Source organism: Runella limosa DSM 17973, from assembly GCF_000482465.1.
GTDB classification, from domain to species: domain Bacteria; phylum Bacteroidota; class Bacteroidia; order Cytophagales; family Spirosomataceae; genus Runella; species Runella limosa.
In genome coordinates, this window is the sequence record NZ_AXVJ01000066.1 from 13,651 (window position 1) to 40,596 (window position 26,946).

The 26,946-nt window shown below is 39.8% G+C and carries 12 protein-coding genes; 5 read left to right on the top strand and 7 right to left on the bottom strand.

Annotation, left to right across the window (positions count from 1 at the left end; translation table 11 throughout):
• Positions 1-32: 32 nt before the first annotated feature.
• The gene (locus tag K339_RS0108065) at positions 33-332 is read right to left on the bottom strand and encodes a hypothetical protein (protein ID WP_028523156.1); all 300 of its coding nucleotides are present in this window, start codon (positions 330-332) and stop codon (positions 33-35) included.
• A 293-nt stretch (positions 333-625) separates the two neighbouring features.
• On the opposite strand from K339_RS0108065, the gene K339_RS32930 reads away from it, so the two are divergent.
• From K339_RS32930 to K339_RS32935, 3 genes are all read left to right on the top strand, one after another.
• Complete coding sequence (locus tag K339_RS32930; protein ID WP_051397877.1) at positions 626-8,284, top strand: SpvB/TcaC N-terminal domain-containing protein; 7,659 nt, start codon at positions 626-628, stop codon at positions 8,282-8,284.
• A 461-nt stretch (positions 8,285-8,745) separates the two neighbouring features.
• Entirely contained in the window at positions 8,746-15,126 is a 6,381-nt protein-coding gene (locus K339_RS0108075; protein WP_028523157.1) for a neuraminidase-like domain-containing protein, read from the top strand.
• Between the two features lie 12 nt (positions 15,127-15,138).
• Positions 15,139-18,459 (top strand): Tc toxin subunit A-related protein, encoded by a 3,321-nt coding sequence (locus tag K339_RS32935; RefSeq protein ID WP_051397878.1) that lies wholly within the window; start codon positions 15,139-15,141, stop codon positions 18,457-18,459.
• Positions 18,460-18,694: 235 nt separating this feature from the next.
• Here the strand turns inward: K339_RS32935 and K339_RS0108085 are convergent, their stop codons facing one another.
• Both K339_RS0108085 and K339_RS0108095 read right to left on the bottom strand, forming a co-directional pair.
• Positions 18,695-19,141 (bottom strand): nuclear transport factor 2 family protein, encoded by a 447-nt coding sequence (locus K339_RS0108085; protein WP_084332143.1) that lies wholly within the window; start codon positions 19,139-19,141, stop codon positions 18,695-18,697.
• 562 nt (positions 19,142-19,703) lie between these two features.
• Complete coding sequence (locus K339_RS0108095; RefSeq protein WP_084332144.1) at positions 19,704-20,057, bottom strand: LytTR family transcriptional regulator DNA-binding domain-containing protein; 354 nt, start codon at positions 20,055-20,057, stop codon at positions 19,704-19,706.
• Positions 20,058-20,195: 138 nt separating this feature from the next.
• Between K339_RS0108095 and K339_RS0108100 the strand changes: the two genes are divergently transcribed.
• Entirely contained in the window at positions 20,196-20,798 is a 603-nt protein-coding gene (locus K339_RS0108100; protein WP_028523160.1) for an RNA polymerase sigma factor, read from the top strand.
• Between the two features lie 12 nt (positions 20,799-20,810).
• The gene (locus K339_RS0108105) at positions 20,811-21,494 is read left to right on the top strand and encodes a hypothetical protein (protein ID WP_028523161.1); all 684 of its coding nucleotides are present in this window, start codon (positions 20,811-20,813) and stop codon (positions 21,492-21,494) included.
• On the opposite strand, the gene K339_RS0108110 is transcribed toward K339_RS0108105, so the two are convergent.
• The 4 genes from K339_RS0108110 to K339_RS32940 all read right to left on the bottom strand — a co-directional run.
• On the bottom strand, positions 21,491-24,271 hold the full coding sequence (locus K339_RS0108110; protein WP_157607521.1) for a CHAT domain-containing protein: 2,781 nt from the start codon (positions 24,269-24,271) through the stop codon (positions 21,491-21,493). The two genes, K339_RS0108105 and K339_RS0108110, sit on opposite strands and share 4 nt — an antisense overlap.
• An 11-nt stretch (positions 24,272-24,282) precedes the next feature.
• Positions 24,283-25,197: a hypothetical protein gene (locus K339_RS0108115; protein WP_028523163.1), complete on the bottom strand. Its 915-nt coding sequence runs from the start codon at positions 25,195-25,197 to the stop codon at positions 24,283-24,285.
• Between the two features lie 268 nt (positions 25,198-25,465).
• Complete coding sequence (locus K339_RS0108120) at positions 25,466-26,419, bottom strand: hypothetical protein (protein ID WP_157607522.1); 954 nt, start codon at positions 26,417-26,419, stop codon at positions 25,466-25,468.
• A gap of 195 nt (positions 26,420-26,614) precedes the next feature.
• Positions 26,615-26,946 (bottom strand): recombinase family protein (locus tag K339_RS32940; protein WP_037299646.1); only part of this gene is annotated, 332 nt, incomplete at its 5' end.

The following is a 26,946-nucleotide window of genomic DNA, read 5'->3' on the forward strand; positions in this document are numbered from 1 at the left end:
AATGGTCATTTCAACGAATCACACATTTGTGGCTAAGATTGACTATTTATTTTTTGAAGCTGCTTTCTTAATTGGTCATTTTCAGTTACATACCTTTGGAGCTGACCTTTGAGATAGGCATTTTCAGAAAGCAAAGCGGAAATCATTTTTTCAGTCTCGTCATATGGAACAGCCTCTTCCGATTGTTTAGCTTGATTGGCATATCCCCTACAAGTTCCACAACAATATTTAGCCGTAGATCGACTAGCAAAAAAAGGTGTTCCACACCAAAGGCAGGTTTTCTCAAAAACTTTGGCGTTGTATTTGAAATCAGAGCGGTCTAGTTTTGGCATGAGATATAACGATTATATATATGTAAATATAAGATTGAATTTTTTGTTTTCAAAATTATATCGTTATAATTTCGTTATTAAATCAATATAATACAACAACTACAAATGATAACTTTCTCCTAAAATGAAAAAAATAAAGTGGTCGAATTTCTGATTTTCCCAATCACCTTTTTAGTAAAAATTGAAGAGACTACCGTTAGATAACTTTCATTACCGCTTAATAAATTATTATGTCTTTTTAGATAAATATCACTTAGCTTGAGGTTACATTTCATTTATACCCGCAAGCAATCATGAGTGAAAACCAAAAGCAGGGGGAAAGGCAAGAGAAGGCCAATGTAGTAAGTACGTTGTCACAAGAGCGTTCTACAAAGTCAAATGCCATAGAAATACCTCAGATAACGCTGCCCAAAGGCGGGGGAGCATTGAAAGGTATTGATGAGAAATTTCAGGTAAATGCGGCTAATGGAACGGCCTCTTTTGCCATTCCCTTGCCTTTGTCTCCTAATCGCAATGGTTTCACTCCGCAGCTTTCGCTGTCCTACAATTCGGGGGTAGGCAATGGCCTGTTTGGCATTGGTTGGGAGTTAGATTTGCCCTCCATCCAACGTCGAACCGATAAAAAGCTACCTCGTTATTTTGATAGTAATGATATACAAAAAATCGCAGCTGAAGATAGTTTTATGTTTTCGGGGGCAGAGGAATTAGTGCCTTTGCTGGAGTTAGATGGAGGGCAATGGAAAGTAAAACAATTTTCAGATGACACTACTAACTGTATTATTCGTCAATATCGCCCCCGAATTGAAGGCGGTTTTTCAAGGATTGAACGTATTTTTGAAAAGAACTCCAATACCTATTATTGGAAAGTAACTACCAAAGAAAACATCACTACCTTTTTGGGGCTAAGTACTGCTTGCCGCATTGCCGACCCCACTGATGAGTCAAGCGTCTTTCAGTGGCTACCAGAATTTGCTTACGATGATAAGGGCTCTTGGGTATGGTATGAATACAAAGAGGAGGATTTGGTAAATGTAGCAAACGAAGTGAATGAGAAAAACCGCTTTGAGGGCATTGCGAAGTTTACAAACCGCCACCTAAAGCGCGTAAAATACGGTAACACCGTTGCCAAATACGTGGAGGATTCTCCTTATAAACCTGCTCTGCCTGTAGGTGAAAGCTACTTTTTTGACTTAGTTTTTGATTATGGTGAACACAACGAAACTTTTCCTAAGGTAGAAGGGTCAGAAAAATGGGGTGCTCGGAACGATGCTTTTTCGTCATATCGGAGTGGTTTCGAGCTGCGTACCTATCGCTTATGTAAGCGGGTGCTCATGTTTCATCATTTTTCGGAATTAGGCAATGAACCTACATTGGTACGTTCTTTAGATTTGGAATACAAAAAGTCGCGTATTTATGGTGGCATAGCACAAGAAGAGACCGAAGTAACTTACCTCAAAGCCTTAGAACAGTGTGGGTACGTTAAAAATGGGGCAGCTACATACAGCAAAAAGTCATTGCCTAAACTGACATTTGACTACCAAGAACTGAACTGGAACAAGGACGTAAAAACCGTAAACGATGAAAGCCTGATTCACGCTCCAAGCGGCCTGTCGGGGAATTACCAATGGGTGGACCTGTACAACGAGGGAATCAATGGTCTATTGACCGAACAGGCCAATGCCTGGTTTTATAAGTCAAATTTGGGGATTGTCGAAACAGACGAATTGCATTTTTCGCAAGCTCAGTTGGTGATGTCTAAGCCTTCCTTTTTGGGTTTAGGCAATGGTTCGCTCCAACTACAAGACCTAAATGCTAATGGTGAAAAACAGCTGGTGGTGAACAGTGGCGGCATACAAGGCTATTTTGAACTGAAAAACGATGGCGAATGGCAACCGTTTCGTACTTTTTTGAAAAATCTAAATTTGGACTTAAAAAATCCCAATGTCAGAATGTTAGATGTCAATGGCGACGGCAAACCCGAAGTGGTTCTGTCTGACGAAGGCGCATTTTGGTTTTGGGAAAATGAAGGCAAAATCGGCTACGATGCCCCCGAATTAGCCACAAAGCCCTACGATGAAGAACAGGGTGCTGCTGTTGTCTTTGCCGACCAAGAACAGCGCATTTTTCTGGCCGATATGACGGGCGATGGTATGACCGATATCGTGCGTATTCGCAATGGCGAGGTGTGTTATTGGGCCAACAAGGGATATGGCCGTTTTGCTCCCAAAGTGACGATGCGCAATTCGCCTGTTTTTGATCATTCAGACTTATTCAACCCCGCTTACATTCAACTTGCGGATATTAGCGGAACAGGGGCGACGGATATTATTTATCAGGGGAAAAACACCTTTAAAGCATACTTGAATTGCAGTGGAAATGCTTGGACTAACGGCGAATCCATTGAGCCTTTTTTCCCGACCGAACAACCGAATCGGATAACCATCACGGATTTGCTGGGCAACGGAACAGCCTGTATTGTGTGGTCGTCGGAAATGCCTGCGTATGTCAATGCACCTATGCGCTACATGGACTTGATGGGGGGCAACAAACCACACCTCATGAAAAGTCATGCCAATGGCCTAGGCAAAACGACCACCGTAGCCTATAAAAGCTCTACCTTTTTTTATTTAAAAGATAAACTGAACGGCACTCCCTGGGCCACTAAACTGGCTTTCCCTGTGCAAGTGGTTGCCAAAACGATTGTAACGGATAGCGTTACGAATGTCCGCTTTTCTGCTGAATATTCGTATCATCATGGCTATTATGACCATGCCGAAAGAGAGTTTAGGGGGTTTGGTAGGGTAGAGCAGCGCGATACGGAGGAGTTTGAAGTAACCGACTTTACCAATTTAACGACAAGTGAGCATCATCAACCGCCTGTTTTGACAAAAACGTGGTTTCACACAGGAGCATTTGTAGATAGAGAGAGAATTTTAAACCAATTCAAACAGGAGTATTGGTATAAAAATGACGCATTGGCGTTGGCTGGCGTTCCAGAACATGAACTGCCCGATGCCGTTTTGTTGGCAGCCGATAATTTAGGAGGTTTTGGCATCAATACCATCAGTTCCGAGGAATGGCGCGAAGCCTTGCGTGCTTGCAAAGGCATGACACTGCGTCAAGAAGTGTTTGGTTTAGACGCTAAAAAACGCATTACAGACGAGCAAAAAGCCAAAAACTACATAGATGGCAACGCTGATTTTGAGATATTTAAAAAAGAGGCCGTCCAAAAAGAGTTAATTCCTTACCATGTAGCCACGCACAATTGTGAGATACAGTTGTTACAAGCACGAGGAAGAAGTCGCTACGCATCGTTTATTGTCAAAGAAAGTGAGGCCATTACGTTTACCTATGAGCGTGACCACGAAGACCCGCGCATTGCCCACACTTTGAACCTAGAAACGGATGAGCTGGGTAATTTGCTGGAAAGTGTAAGCATCGTTTATCCAAGAAAAAAAGAAGAACCACTTTTACAAAATGCACCAAGTGACAATGATGCCGCAAGACGTGCTAAACAGCACGGCAAAGACGGACAGAAAAAGACTTGGATTACGTTTGCTAAACATGATTTTACCAACGATATCATAGCACCTGCCAATTACTATCTTCGTAAAAATTGGCAAACACAGACCTACGAATTAACAGGAGTAAAGCCACAGGCGGTTTATTTTAAAATTGCTGATTTTAAGAACAAAGTCAACGGTTTTCAAGAGATTGAATATCAGCAAATTGCATTAGGAGCATTTCCTCAAAAACGTTTGATTGAACACATCAAAACCAAATTTTATGATGCAGATTTGAACCTACCTTTGGCCGATGGGCAAATGGCGACACGTGCCGTACCTTATGAAGCGTATCAGTTGGCTTTTACCCCCAATTTAATCAATGACATTTTTACGCCAAGTGCATCGTCAGCCCAATTTGAAGTAACAGAAACGGATTTGTTGGCGGCAAAATACTTGTCACTCGATGCGAAATGGTGGATACAATCAGGCACAGTCATTCATAAACGCAATGGAGAAAATCTTAACGATTTAAAAAATCGCTTTTTTGCTCCTGTGGGCTACATTGACCCTTTTGATAGCAAAACCGCCGTTGAGTACGATACCCGTCACCTTTTTATGCAAAGGTCTCTGGCGTACATTGATAAAACTACCAACATTTTCAATGAAATAAAGGTTTTACGTTTCAATTACCGCACGTTGTCGCCTGATGTTATGCAAGACATCAATGATAACATCAGTTCGGTCATCGTTGATGAACTCGGTTTGGTAAAAGCAACTGCCATAGAAGGCAAAGACACAAACAACGACCAACAAGGCGAAGAAGCAGACAACCTCAACGGCTTCAAAGAACATACCGACCAAACGGAAACGGATTTAATCAAAGCCTTCTTTGCGAAAGCAAAAGTTGCGCTACCCAATATTTGTGCTTACAATGACATGCAAGCGTTGGCGTGGCAATTACTCGGCTCGGCTTCGGCTCGTATGGTTTATGATTTTTCAGCGCAGCCTACGGTTGTGGCGAGTATTATCAGAGAGCAACATGCCAACGTTAATGTGCAAAGCCCTTTGCAAATCAGTTTTGAATACACCGATGGCATGGGCAAGGTGGCGATGAAAAAAGTACAAGCCGAGTCTGGTATCGTCAAGCTACCCAATGGCACAGAGATTAATACCGACAATCAACTTCGTTGGATTGGTAACGGGCGTACGGTATTGAACAACAAAGGAAATCCTATCAAACAATACGAACCGTATTTCTCGACGACACCTGCTTATGAAACTAACCCTCTACTGGTAGAGCAAGGCGTTTCGCCAATCTTATACTATGATGGGGCAGGGCGAAACGTAAGAACGGAGCTGCCCAACGGCACATTTACCAAAGTCGTTTTTGATGCGTGGAAACAATTGACTTACGATGCCAATGACACCATAGAGGAAAGCATTTGGAAAAATGACCCCAACAATGCCACAGCTTATGCCAAAAGCAAGAGTCATGCAAATACGCCTTCATGTATTATTTTGGATAGTTTGGGCAGACCAACGCTCGGAATTGGCCACAATAAGTGGCTTGACTCCAATGGGAATCCTAAAGAGGAAAAATACTTTACCTATTCTACTATTGACATAGAAGGCAATGCACTTTCGGTCACCGATGCACGGGACAATACGGTCATGGCATGGCGTTATGATATGCTGGGTCATAGAGTGATGCAAACAAGTATGGATGCAGGTAAGCGTTGGATGCTCAACGATGCGGCAGGGAAACCAATCCGTGCTTGGGACGAACGAGGACATCAGTTTATTTTTGAATACGACAATGCGCATCGCCCTACCAACCACTTTTTGGTAGAAAATGGCGTTACCAAACTCATTTCACAAACCGAATACGGCGAAAATGCCCTTGACAATAAGCGTCATAATTTACGAGGTACTGCTATCAAACATTGCGATGGCAGCGGCGAGACGCGCACCATTAGTTGTGATTTTAAGGGCAATGCTTTGAAGGCACAAAAACAAGTGCTACAAGAGGCTAAAACCAAAACAATAGACTGGAACACCGCTACGCTTGAATCAACGGTTTATACCCAAATCACCGAATACGACGCCCTCAACCGTATGCAGCGGCTATACAACTGGCATTACGACAGCCGAGTAACCGTGTATGAACCCACTTACAGCCCTCGTGGTGTGTTGCAGAGTGAAGATTTGATTGTAAATGCCTCAAAAAATACCTCAGGTTATACAGGAGGTACAAGGCAAACGGTGGTAAAAGACATCGTTTATGATGCCAAAGGGCAACGGATGCGAATGCGCTACGGCAATGGGACAACCACTGACTACAGCTACGAACCACTCACTTTTAGGTTGTCTAATCTAAAAACAGTAGCCCCTTCATTGGGGGCGGGGCTGCTTCAAGACCTTGCTTACACCTATGACCCCGTAGGCAATATTGCCGAAATACAAGATAATGCTTACAAACCCGTGTTTTTTAGCGGCGCGAAAGTACTGCCTCAAAACTCTTATACGTATGATGCGCTTTACCGACTAATAACGGCTACGGGTCGTGAACAGGCTAACTTGGGCTTACCACAACAAAAAGACTCAGTTTGGCAAGCCCGTACATTTGCCATTAGCGACAGCACCTTGCAAGGTTATGAACAACTTTATGAATACGACAGCGTAGGTAATATTTTGAAAATGAGGCACATTGCTGGCCTTGGCTCATGGACCCGCAACTACCAATATGCTCTTAATAGCAATCGTCTTTTGGCTACCGAAATGGGGAGCGCATTGAGGTACGACTCGTATGTAGATGTACCCACGCTTTCGGATAAATATGAGTATGACCCACACGGCAGCATCACAAAAATAGGCGGTGGGCTCGGCAACCGCATGACCTGGGATTATCGAGGCATGATACAACAGTATGACCTCATCGGCGGTGGTACTGCTTTTTATCAATACAGTGACCAAAAAGAACGTAGCCGAAAATTAATAGAAAACGGCAACATCATCGAAGAACGCCTCTACCTCGGAGGCATGGAACGCTACCGCCGTTGGCGCAGTGGTGCACTCGAAGAAGAGATAGAAACACTTCACGTTTTTGAAGGCCAACAGCGAATCTTGATCATAGAAAATGTATTGCAAACCAATAACAACCGCCTCAACACAGGCGTGTTAAAGAGATATCAATACAGCAATCATTTAGGCTCGGCTTCCTTAGAACTGAACGAGACAGCAGACATCGTTTCTTATGAAGAATACCATCCTTACGGCACTACTGCCTACCAAGTCAAAAACGCTGCTGTAAGGGCCGCCGCCAAACGCTACCGCTACACGGGCATGGAGCGGGATGAAGAAAGTGGCTTTTCGTACCATACGGCAAGGTATTATTTGCCGTGGCTGGGGAGGTGGGCAAGTGCTGACCCGATTGGAGTGGGCGATGGGGTGAATGTATATGGGTATTGCAAAAGCAATCCTGTTAATTACATTGATACAAATGGAAAGGACGGAATCAAACTAAGAACACCTATCGGATACAAAACAGTTAGAATTACTGAAGATGAATATACAAATGCAAGGTCGGCTGGAATTAATGAAAGAAAAAATCCAGACGGTTCATATTCCGCAGATATGCCTATATATGCCTCAGAGGATACCCCTTCTAAGCCAAAAATTCAGCCTAAGCCAAAAACAGAACCAAAGCAAGAAAAAAAAGAAGATACTTGTATGTTAGGCTGTTCAGTTACTTTGGATGAAGCTTTTAACCACTCTAAATCAAAAGAACTTTTAGAAGAGGTGTTTGAAGGAGATTTCTATGATGGAGAGCCTACCTTATTAGGGGTATTTGCAAATGTCGTGATTGGTTTAATACCATATGCTGGGCAAGTAGCAGATGCAAGAGATACCGCTGCTGCGACTAATAATGTTACAAAAACACCAAAATCGGGCGGGTCTTGGGCTATGTTAGGGGTTGCTGGTATTGCATGGGTACCTGGTATAGGAGATGCGGCAAAAGGTTCTAGTAAGTTAGCAAAATGGGCGGCTCATGTTGCGAAGTGGACTAGTAAATGGGGAGATGAGGGTGCTGAAATAATTGGGAAGGCAATAAAAGATAGAAGTAAATTAAGAGCTGCAATGAAAATTGGAAAAGGGGTTGAAAAAGAAGCTCATCATTTAATCCCAATTCAAGCACTCAAAGAAAGTGAGGTTGTTCAAGCCGCTCTACTAAAGGGATTTGACATAAATGGTGTTTTGAATGGTGTTGAATTAGCTAAAGATACACACTTGGCAGGGCATGGTGAATGGAACCAACTAGTAATACAACAATTGGATCATTGGGCAAAGGAACACCCAAACTTTACAGGAGAACAAGCAAAAGGATTTTTAGAGAACACTTTACTTCCAAGATTAAGACAAGAATGGAAAGACGTGAATAAACTTTAAAGGTATTTCGCCTTGCGTGGCATTCCCGTTGAAAGTAAATCTACTGCCTTGCGTTGGTGTTTGCTCGCACCAACACAAGGCATAACTAAAAAAATGGAATAACTATCAGAAAATATCAATCTCTCTATCTTAAAGATATTCAATACTTGATTACGACAGCAAATCTTAAACCCTCAACATCATGCCAAGTACATCAAACAACCCCTTGCCCCCTTTTTTGTGGCCGATTTGAAATCAGCCACAAAGAAGGGGGGCAGGCGTATCGGGCAAATTGGGAATTGCAGAATAAGACGGAGATAACACATGTATTCACTTATAATTTCCCGCAAGATGCTGAAATAGCATTTGTAGAAAAATATGAGGCATATCGAAAAGAACTGGAAATAGAAGGTTCACTTAACTGAAATCGAATTTAAAAACATTCAAAAAAGATAATTCATCATTCTTAAAACTAGACCATTATGCCTGAAAATCCAATCATCAAAGCTTTGCATATCAATATGCAGGGCGAAGAAGTTAAAAAAATGCAAAATGACTTAGCTAGGATAGCTAAGGTAACAATACCCACAGCGGAGAGTGACACGGGATTTTTTGGTATCGAGACTACTAAGGCCGTTTTAGAGTTTCAAAAAGTCCATAACTTAGCTACTACAGGAGTAGTAGATGCCATCACACAACAAAAAATAACTGAAGTAGCCAATGGCGATAACCTCAGAAAAGTAACAGGGGCTATTGCTTTGGGTGCAGGCGTAGCTACTCAAGGGCTAAAAGTAGTCGCTTACGATAAAAGCATCGGTGGGCAGGCTGTGCCTTTGGGCGAAGCAACTCTCAATCCCGACGGTACTTATATCCTCCCCTATACCGCAGACAAGTTAGGATCAGGCAAAACACAGGCAGATATTGAAATCAGGCTAGTAGATGTTGCCAATGCGGGCAACGTTTATGCCAGCTCGGGAATCTTGTACAACAGTGGCAAAGAGGCCGCCATAAATATGGCTATACCCAGCGCAAAACTCCCTCAATTATCAGAATACCAACAACTGACTCAGGAACTGCAGCAGCAACTCGGTGCGGCTTCGCTCAAAGATATGATAGAGGATGAGCAGCGTCAGGATATTTCTTACCTTGCCAACAAAACAGGCTGGGATGCTCGCATGGTAGCCATGGCGGTACAAGCTCAAAAAGAAAGTGCCGCTACGGGGCTTCCTGCCGAGTACTATTATGCAATGTACCGTACGGGTATCTCCTTAGACAGTGCTGCCTTACACCAAGTACAAAACAATAACGCAGAGGCCATTTGGAAAAAAGCCATAGATGCCAACATCATACAGGCCACTCCCGCAGAACTAATTAAAAGTAAAGAGACATTTAGCAATGCTTCAATAACGTATTATTTAGACAAAAACCCCACTATCGGTGTATCATCCTTCAAAGATATTTTAAAAACAACGGCGGTTTCGGAAGGAAAACAAGTAGAATTTGCCCAGTTTTATTACGAATATGGTACAGATAGAACCAAATTTTGGGACGATGCTAAAATGAAATTTGGAGACTTTTCCGATAAAATTCAGCTACATTCAAAACTGGCTTTTCTAACACTCAACAATGCTCCATTGATAGAACGCCTAAATACGGAAGTCCAAAATTTAGGCTCTCCAGTCGATTTAGTAAAAAATGGTTTTTATAAGCCCCAGAAATGGGAGAGCATCGTGGCCGACAACATACTCCCTAAAGACGTAAGCAAAGCAGACTATGCCAATATGATGGCAAACGAATTACGTTTGGCTTATCCCACGGCTGTTTTTGCCGAACAAATAAAGGAAGAAGTTTTTAACCTACGCAATAAAGCCAACAAACAAGCCACCTATCAGTTTTTATCGGACAACCATGAGAAATTTATCATAGGGGTAGATAGCGTAAAATCGTTTGAACAGGACCACGGTACGATAGCAGATGCAGAGGTAAGAAAAGAGTTAAAGCACTTGACTACCCTCTACCAAGTGAGCCCCAACGATAAGGTAATGGAGGTACTGGCAGCCCATAAGCTCAACTCTGCTCGCCTGATTGTCCAATACAGCAAAGCAGAGTTTGTAGCAAAATTTGCGGAGCCAATGGGAGGCAAAGCTATTGCCGAACTAACCCATAGCAAAGCCCAATCTATTACGAGCCTGCTGAGCAATGTACATACGACTATCTTGAAAGAGCAGGCGACCATACCATTAACGGCAACCACTGCACCATCTATGCTTTTTGAAGACCCGATTGCGAAGAGTATTCGAGAGAGTATTACGATGGAGGAATTATTTGGAAGCTTAGATTTTTGCGATTGCGAATCGTGTCAATCAATCTTTAGTCCTGCGGCTTATCTGGTAGATATTCTGAAATTTTTAGACTTAAAAAAAATAGATAGCGATGGAAACGAGGTCTTACCTCGCACTTACAATTTAGAAAACCCGATTGATGTATTATTGGAACGCCGCCCCGATATTGAACATTTAGAACTAACATGCGAAAATACCAATACAGTATTGCCTTACCTGGACATTGTAAACGAAATATTGGAGTATTGGGTAGCCAAGAATCACGATGTTCCCACTAATCAGGTCTTGACACATCTAAAAGATTTTAAGGGAAATAATACAGTAGAGGGTGAAACTATGGAAGAGCTTTTGGCAAAGCCCAAGTTTGTCGATAGTATGGTTTATGATACCATTCTTTCCAAGCCTGTATATCCAAGTCCATTGCCTTTTAATTTCCCTTTGGTAGCATTACGTCAATATTACGATAATTTCAAGATTCCCTTAGCCAAAGCAATGGAAGCTTTGCGTAAAGACGATTCTCCCACAACTTGGGAGGCTGTCTATACCGAACAACTTGGAATTTCGCCTGAAACCCATAAAATACTAACTGATCATAATGCCCATAAGCTTGGTGTTTTATTTGGTGAGGCAGAGGATATTACTATCGCCGAATTTAACGCCAAAATAGCCAATGCCCGTTCTTTTACCAGAAAAATGGGTATTTCTTTCAGCGATTTGGTTACTATACTCAAATCAACATTTATTAATCCCGCTGCAAAACTGATACCCCTCTTAGAAAAATTGGATATCAATTTTGAACAGATGAAGGCATTAAAAGAAGGGAGTATTACGTTCGGCACACTCAATATTACTGCCGATGTTACGCTATATGGTGGCGATATTGAGAAATGGCTAAAAGATAACTACGATGCCACTATGAGCTTGATACTTCTGACGGGTACAGACAAAGATTTTGGAAAATTAGAACTTAAATATGCGTTACCAGATACGACTAAAAACGCCTTGAAAGAAGATGACTATGTACGGTTGTATCGCTTCATCCGAGTTTGGAAAATAACAGGTTGGACGGTACAAGAGGCTGATGTGGTGTTTAGTGCATTTTATGACGCAACAAAGACATTGGATGAAGGCATAAAAGAAATCATTATTCACATTGCTCAAATCAAGAGATTGCAGGAACTATTGAAACTTAGAGGAAAAGCAGCCCTGAGCGAATTAGTAAAGCTATTGAGTCCTGATTCTGGTATTTTGGCAAAAAAAACGCTTTTAGCCAAACAACTCAAGCTAAAAGAAGAAGAGTTAGATACTTGGATAACTTTTACAGGCATCGATCCATTTGCCAAATTGGGAATTGTTACCCCTCCCATGGCTGACTTTGTAAACCTGCTACAGCTTTTCAAACAAAACAATATCAAATTAGACCTTTTAAAATACCTTCTGAAACATGAAGACACCGTAGGTAAATGGGGATTAAAGGCGGATAAAGTGGCCAGTATTTGTAGAGAGCTAAAGGGGACTCTATCAAAAATAGAATTAGAAAACACCTTGCGGGGCAATATTGATGAGAATCAATTTGTCGAAAGAATGAAGATTGCTTATGGCGATGTGCTTACCAACAGGTTTATTAATTTAATAAAAAATAAAAAACGTACATTTTCAACCGAATATGACCAAGCCGACGACAATTTAGTAGCTGGTTTAACGGGATTGTTGTATAATCCTGCTCAAAAAACGCTTAGCTGGGCGGGGTTCATGAGCAATGCTCAAAAAACTACACTCGACAATGCCGCCAATAGGGTTGTGGAGGCGGCACAGAAAACTAAACTTAAAGATGCAATCCAATTGCTCTTTGATTTATCAACAACAGAGCAAGCAGAATTTGAAAAAGAACAGACTGCTTTTGAAAAAGAAAATGCTTTCTTGAAAAGCGCATTGCAAAATATGCAAAATGCAGCCAAGCTTTTTGAACCCGACGATACAACAGCTACTTCAACCCTAGCAGCAATTAGTGTAGATATAAAAAAAGTGCTTAAAAAGAGAGCTATTCAGCAGTGGCTGATGACTTCATTGGGTATAGACGCTGAGATAGCAACCTTATTATTGGAAGATAAAGACATAGCAAACGCTGCTAATCAAACTGCCTTGGAGGTAGTTCAGTCCATAGAAAACCTTGAATTAGGAACAGCTAATGACCTTCTCGAATTTTATATGGAAGTACCCCAAAATGATAGTTATAATTTCTACATTAAAGGAGGGCAGGGCAAAATCATCATTAACCAACTAGAACACCTAACTGAAGACAGTGGTAATGGTTTTGTTTACAATAGTGATAAAATTGATTTGAAAGCGGGACAACTTTACCACTTTCAAGTAGCCGTAACCGCAGGGGAAAAAGCTAAACTTTTTTGGAGTAGTATGAACATGGCAAAGGTAGAGATCCCTGCAAATGCACTCTATGCCCCTTCAACTGTGGGCGCTATCGAAGCCATTTACACTAAGCTTTTTAAAGTCAATCGACTCATTAATACATTATCTCTTAGTGCCACCGAAGTTTCTTTCTTTGCCAAAGAGACCATTTATCTAGATAGCAATAAAAGTATTTTCAATGCTTTAGAAGATAAAGCATTAGCAACAGCTGTAATAAGTAAATACTTAAAAAATCTTAGAAAAGTAATTGTTTACCAAGAGATTAAAAGGGCTTGTAAAATCAATGATGATGAGTTGGTACGATTGATGAAACACCCTGATGAAACGGCTGAGAATAGCTCTGTGCCTTTACTTACTCAAAAAATGGCTTGGCTAAAATCAGAAAAAGATACCTTGTTGACCTATTTTGGGAAAGGGAATAATGACCTAAAAGATAGTATACTATGGTCCCAACTGCACCAAGTCATGCAGCTACAGAAAGAAAGCAGTATTTCCATTTCTAACCTGATAAGTTGGACAAAGACCAACCCTAAAGTAGCCGAAATAGATACCATAAGTGATACGTTGGAAAAAACCTATGAAGCAAATGATTGGTTAGACACGCTCAAGCCCATCAATGATGGGCTGCGGATGGCAAAACGAGATGCCTTGGTTGCGTTTATTTTACAAAAATTAAGCACAAGGCAGGAAACAAAACATATCAATAGTGCGAACAAACTATTTGAGTTTTTCTTGATTGATGTTGAAATGTCATCTTGTATGAAAACCTCTCGTTTGCGCCAAGCTATTTCCACAGTGCAATTGTTTGTGCAGCGTTGTTTGATGAATTTAGAAAAAAAAGTATCTCCAGATTCCATTAATACAAAACGCTGGGAATGGATGCGACGCTATCGCTTGTGGGAAGCCAATCGAAAAATTTACATCTATCCCGAAAATTGGCTCGAACCCGAACTACGCTTAGACAAATCATCTATATTCCGAGACTTGGAGGGTTCTTTACTACAAGCTGATATCAACGATGAAATGGCCGAAAAAGCACTTTATACCTACTTAGAAGAATTAGATCATATCGCTAAGTTGGAAATTGTAGGAATGTACATGGAGGAACAAGATCCTAATACTCAGAACGACGATATTATTCATGTCATTGGGCGTACCAATGGCGAGTCACGTAGATACTATTACCGCCGCTACGAATATGGATATTGGACTGCCTGGGAAATAATCAATCTAGATATTGAAAATACACCAGTGTTACCTGTTATTTGGCGAAATCGCTTATTCTTATTTTGGCTCAATGTTATCCCTAAAGGCGAAGATGGGAAGCCAGTAAAAGTAGATGGTGGTAAAGTAGATGGCTCTGTTATCCTTGAAGCAAAATCTACCATAGAAATAAACCTTTCATGGAGCGAATATTATAAAGGGAAATGGCAGCCTCGTAAAACGTCTAATCTTAATGAACCAATGAAAATCAAAGGAGTAAGCAGAGGTAGCTTTAATAGAGACGCTATTCAACTACGTTCCTCTTTGAGTTCGTCTTTTGAAACTAATGGACAGAGGCATCTAAACATTTCTCTAAATCTTGGTGATTTTGGTGGTGCTTTTGAATTATACAATACTCATACTAACCCAATAATACTTGAGAGTTTGAGTCAAACCTCTAACATCAATACATCTAAAACTTTGGAAGTCATTAATAGAGTCCTAAACAATTTTTCATATTCAAAAGAAACATTTGCCGAACAAGTATTTAAAAGTGGGTTATCAAAAGTAGCTATGCCCTTTTTTGTTGAAGACCGTCGGCACGTATTTTTTGTAGAACCTAATGAAAGGAAGTGGACTGTAAAAGAATGGGACGGATTAGGTTGGTACGTACCGCCAATAATATCTAAAGTACCTGATTTAAGCATATTTAAAGAAATTCCTAAATATGATAAAGGCAATATAGATCCAAGTCCTATCCAAGAAATCAGGCAATCTAGTATTTCTAAAATACTTCCAGCGGACAATATTATTGGAGAATTAGTGCAACCAAATGGAGTACGATTCGGAATTGAAGGATCTATGTTAGCTAAAAAAATCATTCAACTTTAAATTTAACATATCATGTCAAAATTAGATACGTTGAAAATTGGTTTTCACGAAATAGTAGACGCCCGAGTCTCGTATTCACGTTTTAAAGAAGTAGAATACCGCAAGACCTCCTATAAATTTTATAATCATTTTCACCCATTTACGGCTGAAATGATTGAACAATTAAACAAAAAATCCATTGCTGGACTTTTTGATGTCTATTTTCAAAGTGAATTAGAAAAAAGTTTAGGGGCGCAAGATTTTTTTGCCCAATATCAACCCCAAAACGTTACATCAGGTACCGACCAGATAGAGGTTCTTCAACCTTATCCAAAGAAAACGATCGACCTTAGCGAAGATGGCCCCTATTCTATTTACAATTGGGAATTGCTTTTCCATGCGCCTCTTACGCTTGCTAATCATTTGTACAAAAATCAACGCTATGACGAGGCAGAAAAATACTTGAAATTGATTTTTGACCCAACGACCAATGAAGTTCCAGACCCTGCAAATCCTGCTAAAAGATTTTGGAAATTTAGTGTGTTTAGAGAAGCCAAGATGCAGCCTCTACAAGTGCTTTTGGGACAATTAAGTGATAGCTCTGACAATGAAATTAAAATTCGTACACTTAAAAGTATAGAGGCTTGGAGAGATAAACCATTTCAACCCCATGTGGTGGCACGTACTCGTTTTTTATCCTACCAGTATAAAACAATCATGTTGTGGTTGGATATTTACATTACTAGGGGAGATAGTTTTTTTAGGCAATTTACGCCCGAAACGGTTGATATGGCATTAATTAACTACGTCCAAGCTTCAAGTCTTTTGGGTCAAAGGCCTCAAAAAACACCCCAAAATGGCAAGAAAAAACCTGAAACATTTCATTCACTCCGAAAGAAAATAGATGCCTTTGGTAATGCTATGATTGATTTAGAAGCGGATATTCCACTAAATCGACATACTCCCAACCTGTCGATTTCAGATGAAGAAGAAAGTAATACCCTATTCGGAGTTACCCAAACACCTTATTTCGGAATTCCGCAAAATGATAAACTACTCAAATATTGGGACGTAGTTGAAGACCGCTTATTCAAAATCCGTCATTGTATGAATATAGATGGTGTAGAACAATCATTGGCATTGTTTGACCCGCCTATCGACCCAGGTATGTTAGTGAAAGCTGTTGCAGCAGGCCTTGATATTGGAAGTATTATCAGTGGATTAAACCAACCCTTGTCAATTGTTAGGGCAGCTTTATTGACGCAAAAAGCCTTAGAGTTTTGCAACGAAGTAAAAGCGCTTGGAAGTGTGCTATTGTCGGCGATTGAGAAAAAAGAGGCAGAGAAACTGACACTTTTGCGACAAGGACACGAAATGCGCCTGCTACAATTAGCGCAAGATGTTAAATACATGCAATGGAATGAAGCCAAAATTAGCACCGATTCTCTATTGAAATCGCACAAAGCAGCATCTTTAAAGTACAATCATTATCAAAAATTACTAGGAAAGGCAATGATTGTAGTTGACCTTCAAAGTAAAATAGATAGTACAAGGGGAGAAAACCCAATCAATAAAGAAAGCTTTGACGCTTATTATCAAAAATTAGTTGAAGACTATACTGCAATTACGAAGGATATTACGGATGAACTATATCGGGAAGAGGAGACAGGGTCTGTAGAATCATTCAAACTAAATGCTCAAAATGTTATAGGAACGATTCCTTTTGGTAGTATTATTTTGCCCACTACTGCTGATGGGGCTAATTTAGGATTAAATTCAAGAGAAAACATAGAGTTGAATTATTTTATGCCTATTGCTCATGGACTAACAAGGGTATCAGGAATAATAGATACATTGGCAGGTGGTTTAGCATTAATTCCTGAGTTTGATGCACATGGAACTCCGTTAGGAGTGGGTGCTGCAACAGGTTTTGGGGGTAGAGAAATCTCTACAGCTGCGGCTTCCCATGCAAAGGTTATCCGTATTCTAGCAGATGAATTTAATTACATGAGCGGGCGAGCTTCTAAATTAGCGAGTTATCAGCGCCGAACAGAAGATTGGGTTTTACAGCGTAATCTTGCGGCTAATGAATTAGCCCAAGTAGGGAGGCAGATTATGTCATCATTATTAAGAGAACAAATCACGAAAAAAGAATACGAGAACCACATCGTCCAGGTTGAAAACTCCCAAGCAGTAAACGAATTTTATCAGAATAAGTTTACGCAAGAAGAGTTTTATAATTGGATGCAAAATGAAGTAGCCAGTATTTATTTTGATGCCTACAAGTTTGCTTTTGATACAGCTCGCAGGGCCGAGTTAACCATGAAACGGGAATTGATGCGTCCTGAACTAGACGAACAAGATTTTATCAAGTTTGGCTATTGGGACAGTACCCGTAAGGGATTATTGGCAGGAGAAAATCTTTATGCGGATATTAGACGTATGGAAATGGCATATCATGATAACAATCGTCGAGAATATGAAATAACCAAGCATATTTCTTTACTGCAATTGAATCCTTATGCCTTGCTTCAACTTAAAATAGATGGTAAATGCAATGTAGAAATACCTGAGTGGTTATTTGATTTAGATTCTCCAGGGCAATATATGCGGCGCATTAAAACGGCAAGTTTTTCAATTCCTTGTATCGCTGGTCCCTACACAAGTGTAAACTGTAAAATAGCACTGACTAAGAGCTCAATACGTACTTCAGCCCTGTTAAAAGATGATGAATACCTAAGAGATAAAAATGGTGATGATAGATTTGTAGACTATTATGGAGCTGCCCAAACCATTATAACAAGCAATGCTCAAAATGATAGTGGGCTCTTTGAAACTAATCTAAGGGATGAACGATATCTCCCATTTGAGGGAGCAGGAGTGATAAGCTCATGGACTTTAGAATTAAATAACGAAAACCGACAATTTGACTATAACACTATTTCTGATGTAGTATTTCATATTCGATATACTGCTCGGGAGGCAGGAAGGTTGAAGTTAAAGACCCAAGAAGAAATAACTGCTCTTTTTGCAGAAGAAAACAACAATACGCTCTTTCGATTATTTAGCCTAAGACACGAATTTCCAACCGAATGGCACAGACTTACTATACAAGGTAACGTTACCGATGGAGTTTTAGAATTAAGACAGGAGCATTTTCCTTATTTTACGAATACCTCCAATATACAAAGTATTAAAATCAATAAGAGCTTTGTTTTAACCAAGGGAAATGAACTGACATTAGCAAAATCAAACCTAAAGATTGATGAAATGGAGGTAACTATACCCGCTATTTTAGGTCAGGAAGGTTTTAAGGACGTATTGTTTATTGTGGAGTACACGGTAAATGAATGAGTTTTCTCGGGGTCTAAAAAAGCTATTGAAGCTTTCCTTTATGGAGACACAAATGTGCTTACTGACCGATGGAAACTAGACCAAAAAGGAGCCTTATTTAGAGAATGAGAACTCTGCAATTTGGCTCCTTTATGAATGAGCGATCCCTATGGTTTATGCAGCTCAACTTGAGGTTAGTGCGGGGCTAAAACGACCATCGCTCCAGCTTTTTGCTTGAGGCAGAAAGTGGGATTGTTTACTCCACTTTTATGATTGTGGCTTGCCGTCCAATCATAAACCAATGATTATTTGCCTGCTTCCAAATATTGGTAAAACGGCGGGTAACGGTCTTGCTAGCATGTTGTTGGACCCACTGCGGTTTGGTGATTTCCTCCCCCATAACCATCGCAATGTTGTCGTTGAAAGTAGTTTTTTCGATGTTTCGTACAAATGAGCTATATGCCAAATTACCAGTGCGTAGTTGCATTTTAGAACCCTCTACCGTTCCAAGACGATTCGCAGGAGTATTTACCACCATTTCGTTCGACCAAATTTTTCCGAATAAAGTTGCTGAATCTCCGCGTATAGTAGCTTCACGTTCGAGGTTTTCAAGACGGAGAAATTCGGCTTCGCGCAGGTCGATTTGGGCGTAAACAAACATAGTAAAAGCTATGAAAACGAAAGTTAAAAATATTTTTTTCATTATGACCGCTTAGGGTTTATTCAAAGGCTCAAATATGTATAAAAACAAAAATGGAAATAAACACAAGCCTGCTACCAACGGCCAATTATGCCAGCCAATAGTGTAAGCCATGTAAGGCTGGGAAAGCCAATTTTTGATACTTTGAAGCATCCGTTAGGGTCAGGGAACAAGTTTTCTTGCACTCAAAAATATTATTTGATAGCTAAAACCACAAGCTCTCTGTACCTGAATTGATTAAACGGCGCCACTAAATGAATTCCTGAGCTACTGTTAACCGCTCTTGTTTTGATAGACAGTTTTTTTGAAGAGAGCGTCCTTGACTCAAATTTCGAGTCGCAGCGACAGCCCGTTTCTTTTTCAGCGACCAGCTCACTTTCAAAAGTTGGTTCTCGCGTAAAAGATGATGGTATTCTGCTCGTCTGATGCCACTTTATACCTCTGTTTTAGGTTCGCCCGCCGTAATACCGTGTTGGCTGACAAGTCTTCTATCCTTCGTTTCAAAGAAGTGAATTTAAATTTTACACTAGCCCGCGCGGCTAAATCAGCACATCTCATACTAGCATTACCCGACCTGCCAACTTGCCAAATACTGATTAACCAAAAGCATTTGACGGCGTGCAACTTCCAACTCCACGCCATCAATCATTTGTATTTGTTTTATTCTTTTACACTTAGGTAATACAATATAACTACAGTTGATAATAAGCCCTTTTCGTATCTTCAAAAAATGAGACGGCAGAGTTGGTTCATAGAATGATAAAGTTTTTGAAGCCAGCACCTGAATGCTATTTTTGAGAATAAATGCTGTATAATTCCCTCTGCCCTCTACTCTTAAGATTTTATCAAATGGAATCACAGTCTTATTTCGGTTTAAGTAAATAGCGGACTCAGAACAAGGGCGTAATGATGTTTGCATATTTTGAGATGTTTAATTACAGACTTATACCCTCAATCCCTCTTTTTGTAATGTATGTTCTATATTTTTTATGCAGTAATGCAATATTTTAAATATTTTCGCCCTATACATGATAAATTACCCCACTAGAAGTATAATATGAGTACAAGTATTAAGCGAGGGCTTTCAGATGGTGATATTGTCGATGGAATTTTAGCAGGCGGAAGAAAACGAGACAAAGCGATTGAAGCTATTTATACACAAAATCGGAGTTTTCTAATCAAATTCCTGTCAAATCGCTCAAATACCAAAGACTATGTTAAACAGCCTGAAGATATTATTTGGGAAGCGGTAGAAGCTTTAGTGCATAATATTATTGAGGGACGTTATGTTCCTCAATCAAGTACATCTCTTTCGGCATATCTAACTACGATTTGTAAAAATTTATGGCATAAATTTCTAAGTCAGGAGTCTAACCGTGAAGACCGAGACGATAAATTTGCAAAAGAAATTTATGAGGACGAACCAGATATTAGTGTTTTACTAACTGAAAAAGAGAGGTGGGATAGGTACTTAGCCATTTTTGAAAAAGCAGGGAAACACTGTAAACAAATTTTTACACTGTGGTTAGTTGAAGGAATGAGTGGTAAAGAAATGTCAGACATACTCATATCGGAAGGAAAACTCAAAAGCGAACAGAGTGTTAGGAACGCAAAAAGCGACTGCCTCGAAAAAGTGACATCCCAGTTGATGTCCCGATAATTTACAAAGACAATGAAACGAACTGAAGCAGAAATTCAACTGATAAGTAGCTATCTTCTAAATCAACTTACGGAAGAACAGAAGATAGCGTTTGAAGAAAGAATAGCGTCTGACAGCATTCTACAAGACGATGTCACCAAATTAAAACTTCTAGCTCAAGTCACAGAACGGCAGCTACTAAGGGAAAAAATCCAACAAATTCAAATAGCTAAATTTGCAGAATGGGCCAACGAAGAAACCGAGGAAACAACGACTGAAGTAAAAGTTATACCACTAAGAAATAGGTGGTTATTCACTAGAAAGCTAAGTGCTGTAACTTCTGTAGCATCTATCGCATTCGTTATCAGTTATTTGTCATTTAGCGATGTAACTTATGAACCCATGGCTTTTTCAGAACGAAGTAATAATCATGTGATGAATGACCCTGTATTAGAGAAACTTAATAAAGCAGTCTCGTTAGTACAACACGGAAATTCTCATGAAGCCACCTTGCTTTTTGATCAAATCGAAAGGCTTCCCAATATACACCCTTATTACCGCGATGCGGCTGCATGGTATGAAGTCGTAGCTCTACAAAAAACAGGTAAAAACCAACAAGCAAAAGACTTATTAGAACAAATTGAATCCAACCCTAGATTCCAATTTAACATACCAACAATTGATAAATGGAAAGTAAAGTGGAAATTGTTGTTTTAATTTTTTTGTTTTCTCCACAAATAATACCCGCTTGCAAGCCCTATCAAAATACACAATACGACAAACCATTTCCAATGGCTCTTTGCTGTGGTTTCAATAGAATCTGTTCTACCGATGAGTATTAAATTTGCCCAGTAATAGGGATGGTCATACCTTCGAGCAAGGTGAGAACTCAAAAAGTCCAGCTTAGCCCTTTGTAATGCCTGATCAATCGTAAGCCCCTGATTAAGATAAACATGCAATTTTGTTGAAATATAAGCTGTTACGTCATCATTGGCGTTCCAAAGGGTCGTAACTACCGAACGGGTACCTGCATACGCAAAGGCCCTCGCAAGTGACATTACGCCTTCTCCTCTGTGTAACTTCCCTGCTCCTGTCTCGCAAGCACTCAAAACAACCAGTTGAGTATGGCTCAAATTCAAATCATACAATTCATTGGTAAAAAGACGGTATTCATTGCTGTCAGGATAGAAGGCTATAAATGAGCGCATAGGGTCATTATCATTGGTAAGCGCATGTGTGGCAAAATGAATAATACCGTGATTTCGATATTGCTCCAAGAAGTGTTTTTTGGTAGCTTCTTTGGCAAGATACACATCACCACCAATCTGTTTTACCTCCCCTTCAGACGCAGGAAGTGGTACAAGAGGATTATCTCTAAAAGCGCCTTTGTTGAGTGTTCTACCCACAAAAGGAGCAATTGATAACCTTGAAGAATAAGGCTTTGTTTTAAGAGAGTCCAATAAAAGGCTCACCGAATAAGCGTAACTAATCGCGTATTTTTTTAGTAAATAATCATCAGGTTTAACGGCTAATACTTCAAACGGCAAATAGTTCAACTCTGTATCTCGCACAATAATTAACCGCTTTTTGCTTGAAATCAAGGGTATAATGGGTGTAATCAGATTAGTATAAAGTTTTGCAGAAGATTGTTCCCCTTCATACATTTTGCTTCCTGGGTTTTGGCTTAACAATGTCCTAAATTGCAAAATTGATTTTCGGAAACTACTATCAACGCCTTGAACTATTACCTGTGAATGTTCACGTGTTAAAACCAATATATAAAGTTGAGTAGGTGTCAAAAAGTATTCAACTAAGGCCGCATCATTACTAAGAAGTTGCTGTTTGATGTAATTTTGGTTAAACGAATGTGTAGCGTATTTAAGCTGAAAATAGGCAGGAAATTCTCTCTCAAAGCGTTCAGTAAGTAGTTCTAATTCAAGTTCTTTATCTAGCAGCTGTACTTTATACTTCTTTGTATTGAGGCTATCAATTTGCTGAATTATGGCTTTTAAACTTGCTATCTGTTGAAATAATCTTTTCTCCTTGGCTAGTAACTTAGCAGGAATTGTTTTAGGCTTGAGATCGGCGTCTCTAGTAATATCTGAGAGGGTCGCAGCCCGACTTTTTTCATAAAAATCAAAAATAAGATTTTGGTAGTGAAGTTTATGAGTACGCTTATACATCTCATAAGCAACCTGAATAGCTTGTTCATAAACTGAGTAGTGATTTTCGGTAAAGAATAATTTCGCTTCTGGAGATTGATAACTAAGTCTCATTTTGTCGGCTAACTTTATAGCTAACTGATAAGTTTCCAAAGCTGCTTCTAAATCTTTTTCTTGGTGGGTTTGGCTGTGCAGTTGGCTGAAAGCACTGGCTTTACCTAGAAGGGATAGAAAAAATTCACGCTCGACTAAGATATTATTCAAATCTGGGTTTTGATAAAAATCCTCACTTACAAAGTATCTATGGCCTGCTTCTAGGGCTTTCTGGTAAAATGCTAATGCCTTTCTTGGTTGGCTTTGTATAGTGTATAATTGAGCCATTTGACCCAAAATATCAGCAGTTTCTAAGCCTTTGGGGTTATTTTTTTTACTTATTTGCAACGATAACTGGAAACTATCAAGTGCCTTTGGTAATTGTGAAATCGCTTTATAATATACACCTAAAGCACGCCAGTAACGTTGTTCAAACTGTAAATTTGCAGTGGTTTTACCCTCAATTTGGTTTAGTTGGTACTTTTTCCAGGAAACATTAATAGTTTTGAAAGCTGCTTGAAAATTTTGTAAGGCTAGATAGCACTCCGCTAAATTGAGCCATACCCGTTCCGCATTGCTATTAATACGGCTAGTTAAGGCCCGTTGGTAGTATTTTAACGAGGTATCGTATTTTTTTTGATAAAATAAGCTCAACGCCATGTTATTGTACAATACCCCTATATCAAAAGTTGAGACACGGTGTGATATTGAGAGTGTTTTTTGAAAATAAGTATCTGCCAGCTTAAAATCGTTCTGATGTAAAGCTCGCAGGCCTCGATTAAGAAAATGGTAAAGAGCTTCATCGCGGGTTTGAACCAGTTTACTTTTTTCAATAAGTGCTTCTGCTTTATCAGCAAAATAATCAGCCGAATCACGTTTATAAAGTCCATCATAAAAAATGGATAAATAACTCACAATACGAAACTCGATCGTATCATTTTGAAATTTTGGAAGTAAATTCAAAGCACTACGGCCTAATTGCACTGATTTTAAAGTATTACCCTTGGTCAATTCTAGGGCAGCTAAGTCGGTAAGGGCAAAAGCAACTTCTGCAAACTTTTTCTGTTGACGTCGTATTTCAACTACTTGGTGATACCATCTTTCTGCATCTTTGATATTCCCTTTTAAGAAACTAGAATCTGCTTTACGTTTATAATTAACAGCAACATTTTGTTGTGCTATAACCGCTAGGCTATAGCACAACAAAACAACCATTAATAATCTGTATTTAGTTTGCACGTCTATATTATTTAATTCCCTTCTTCTTTGTCATTTACTGACGGGTCTGGTGTATAGCCAACATTAACAGGGCAAACAGGGCATCCAAGCATGGTTTGGCCAGAGAAGTCTTTATTTGAACTAGGTATAAAAATCTGAATAGGCAAAGCAAATTTGGCACCTATGCCTTTAAGTTCGTACTTGATATAGTAAACCTGATTGCGTTTTGGTTTCACTTTGGCTGTTGCAGGCAAATCTACGAATCCTATCACTGGGTATCCTCCGATTGGGGCTGTTTTTTTACCAACTTTAATCTGCTGATAATCAGGCTTACCCATTCCCACTTTTATGACCGACGATGCCCCTTCTGTCCACACACGGCTTTGGAAAACAGTAGGAACTTTATTGTAATCCAAGTGTACTAAATAGGCTTTACGGAGCATAGGATCGCTTGCTTTGTAATGTCCTTCCAATATGGTATAAAAGTAATTCTTACTGATATTTGGTGCTACATAAATGAGGTCTGCGGTAATCATAGCTACTTGCTTCCCATTAATAGCTACTACCTTACGGTTATGTCCCCATAAGTCAATGTTCATCATACCATAAGAAGTAAGATTGTTGAGATTAAAAAACATATCCTCTTTAATCTTACTGTTAGTTTGGCCTTGTGCTGCCTCTACAGCAGCCATAAACTCATTGACATTAAAAGGCTTAGGCAATTCTTCCGTTATATACAACTTTATTTTATTTCCTTCAACAACATAGAAAGCATTGCCAGAATTGGCTTGTGCTAATTTTACGCTTTTGATGGGCTTTTGAAGCCAATCAGTTGTTGACTTAGCATCAATTTTTACGTTAACATATTTGATTGAAAGTTGTTGGTTTGGTTGTAACGATAAAAATCCTGTTACAAAAAGTGCAATAATTGCCAATAATGTTTTCATTCGATTGGTTTTTTTTTACTTATACGTTAGAATAGAAGTTATGTAACCAATTCTTGGTTATTTTTTTAATGCCACTTTTGGCGATACTCTAATGCGCCTCAAAAGATATTAAACAGTAGGCATTTTTTGGGGTAAGTAAAGGAGGCTATCCCTTTTAAGACAGCCTCTTTTACGCTCCTTTGGCATAAAAACACCTACTCTCTACAAGCTTTTCGGTATCGGCTCTCACAATCTTTAAACCCCTAGTAGGGGCATATCAGCCATTATCTTACTTCGTAAACTTTAATGGGGCAATAGGGATCTTATTAGCCTTCAAAAATTCATTAATGGCCAACACCATTCGTACCTTTTGCTTTTCGTCGGCTGTTTGATAGGCACTCATGAAATCATCATTGATACCAGTAGCAGGGTTCACTACTCTACCATATTGCATACTTTCCATAATTGGTGGCAAGTTGTAGAGTCCACCAGGATTGGCCAACGGAATCGCATAACTGTAATTATCCAAATCACCAATCTGATTAATAGCAGGGTTAAAAGAAGGCGTAAAATCATTTGGTAAAATAGTTCCTCGTTGCTCGGCAGTTAATAAAACGTTGGCATTAGTAGTGAGGTAATTTCCTGTCAACTTTGTGCTACTTCCGGTTGCCCCACTTCCAGCACTTAACTGAGGTTCTGATACACATGATTGGAAAATTTCAACGTATCCTCTTATTTCTAGGTTGGCGTTTTCTCTTATGGTATCATCAAGTACGTTCGGAAGCAATTGAAAAGACCCTGTTTGGTTTCTTTCTAGTTTTACGGTAATAAACCCTGCCTTGGCTACAATAAAATTGTTGATTTCGCTCCGAATTTCGATTGGTCCATTGAGCAGACCTGCTTGAATTGCACCAGTAGCTTGCCCGCCCGCAATATCATAGGCATACAGGTAGTTATTGCCCATGATAGGATTTGGAGCAAGTATCCCAGTTATTGGATTAAGTTCTCTATTGGCTACCAAATAGCCTGGATTACGGGTAGTAATTGTAGAGTCCGATAGGTCATCAGTACTAAAAACAACCCTTATCTTTAAGTACAGCCGTCGATTCGTTTGATTAGAGATAGTTAAAAAATAACCCTGAACGGCTCTACGAGCAATAGCATTTGTATCAATAAAATTAGGATTGGATAGAACTCTTGGGGCAATTCTCTTAATCAGCAATTCAAAATTTGATACTAACATAAAATTCTAATTGTTTTCGTTTTTTACCTACTCTACAAGCTTTTCGGCATCCGCTCCCATGGTCTTTATGCCGCTAATGGGGTCTTGCTTGAACAAAGCAGTAGCTAGCCCCTTGATTTTTGAAGGAGAACACGACTTTGGGTAATACTTTTTTATTAAAACTCTGGGTAGTTTTGCCGTTTCGTACAAAAACCGTCACTTGGAGATAGCTGGCTGATCAATTGTCTTTTCAATTTGTTTTCGATAGCGCTTTACACTCGACATACTGATGCCGGTTAAACTGACTGTTTCAGCTGCCGATAGCCCACGCTCCAGTGCTTTCTTAACTTTGGCAAACTTGTCGGCATCCAGTCCGGCAGGGCGACCAATGTGTTTGCCTTTGGCTTTTGCCAGCAGTTGCCCCGCTCTGGTTTTTTCCAGAATACTCTCCCTATCATACTCGGCCAGTGCTGCAAAGATTTGCAAAACCAACTTGCCCGCCGGCGTGCTGCTGTCAACACCAAGATCTAATGCCTTGAAGTGAATAC